Raw genomic sequence first — 1163 nt, 5'->3', positions numbered from 1 at the left:
GGTCGCGGATAGCGGTCGAGGCGATGCGGTCGAGGGCGCGGCAGAATGCTTTCGTCACGTTGGGTTTCGTCAACACCTTGTCGTGCCTCAGGAATGAGCGCACGAGGATTTCACCGGTTGAATGGTCGATGACTAGCAGGTTTGCGTCTGCGAGCGAGTCCCACGCTTTGGCAACCTTGCGGGGTGTCAGGTCGGCGGCGTTGCCTGCATACCTGGCTGGGAAGTAGGGGACAACCCCGGCCCATGACAGGTCTGGGCTGGACAGGAGCGCCATGTAACAGTCGTGTTGGGTGGTGGTCAGCGTGGCCCAATCTGGGTCGCGGTGGGTCGAGACGAGGTAGCGTGCGAACTCTCTAGCCATCGTCGCCCGCTCTCAGGATCGCGGCAGTTTCGGCCTCGATTTCCTTCACGATGTTCTTGATGACGCCCGCCATGTAGCGGAAGACTGTGCGACTTGGGACGCCGTAGGCTTCGATTGCGATGCTGTGCGCCTCAGCTATACGGTCGTAAGGCACTCCGTTATCGAGCCAACGCACCACACTTTGCTTCCAATCGGCGGGCAGAAACGTGCAATCTTCGTCCCAAACTCGCCACGTTTTGCGAAACTTCTGGCACTGTTTGGACCATCTGTCGCGCCGTTCAGAGACGCGCTGGGCTGCGATCTTGCAGGCCTCAGCCCACCGTTTCGCGTCCTCACTCACGTCGGCGACGAGGGGTGTGTCCGGGTGACTGGAGGCCTTCCCGGCGTTGCAGTCCATGCAGCAGGCGACCAGGTTCTCTGGGGTGTCTGCGCCCCCGAGGCTGGTAGGGGTGACGTGATCGACGGTTAGTTCATTGTCCTTACGGTGGCAGTATCGGCACTGGTAGCCATCGCGTCGCAGTACCTCGAATCGGGTGCGCTTCGTCACTGGCATGGCGTCTCGTCCTCTCTGTCGATGTTGTCGTCTCTGCGCACGACAAAGTCGGGGCCGTCAGCGACCCGGGGCATGGGGGGTTTCATCCGTCCCCCTCCTGGAAGATGAGCGTCAGCCGGACGTGCCCCGGTTTGCACCGCTCGGCCTGCGGTCGCCAGTCGGGGCCGATGAGGTGGGTGTCGTCGTCGTCGGGCAGGAGCGGCACCCAGCCGCGCGGACGCCAGCCGCAGCCGCTCACGAGACCATCTA

2 protein-coding genes are annotated in these 1163 nt (G+C 62.9%); both read right to left on the bottom strand.

Annotated elements, in window-relative coordinates; genetic code table 11:
- Nucleotides 1-361: hypothetical protein (locus tag ACTQ1E_RS08800; protein WP_441565883.1), on the bottom strand; the 361-nt coding region annotated here is incomplete at its 3' end.
- The gene (locus ACTQ1E_RS08795) at nucleotides 354-914 is read right to left on the bottom strand and encodes an HNH endonuclease (protein ID WP_441565881.1); all 561 of its coding nucleotides are present in this window, start codon (nucleotides 912-914) and stop codon (nucleotides 354-356) included. The genes ACTQ1E_RS08800 and ACTQ1E_RS08795, both read right to left, overlap by 8 nt.
- Between the last annotated feature and the right edge of the window lie 249 nt (nucleotides 915-1163).

The sequence above is a fragment of the Collinsella sp. LCP21S3_C7 genome (assembly GCF_052118485.1).
Lineage (GTDB): Bacteria > Actinomycetota > Coriobacteriia > Coriobacteriales > Coriobacteriaceae > Collinsella.
This window is presented reverse-complemented; position numbering and strand designations above follow the sequence as displayed.

Excerpts from the sequence above, each read along its gene's own strand:
- ACTQ1E_RS08795 (WP_441565881.1), bottom strand. The coding sequence starts at position 914 with ATGCCAGTGACGAAGCGCACCCGATTCGAGGTACTGCGACGCGATGGC.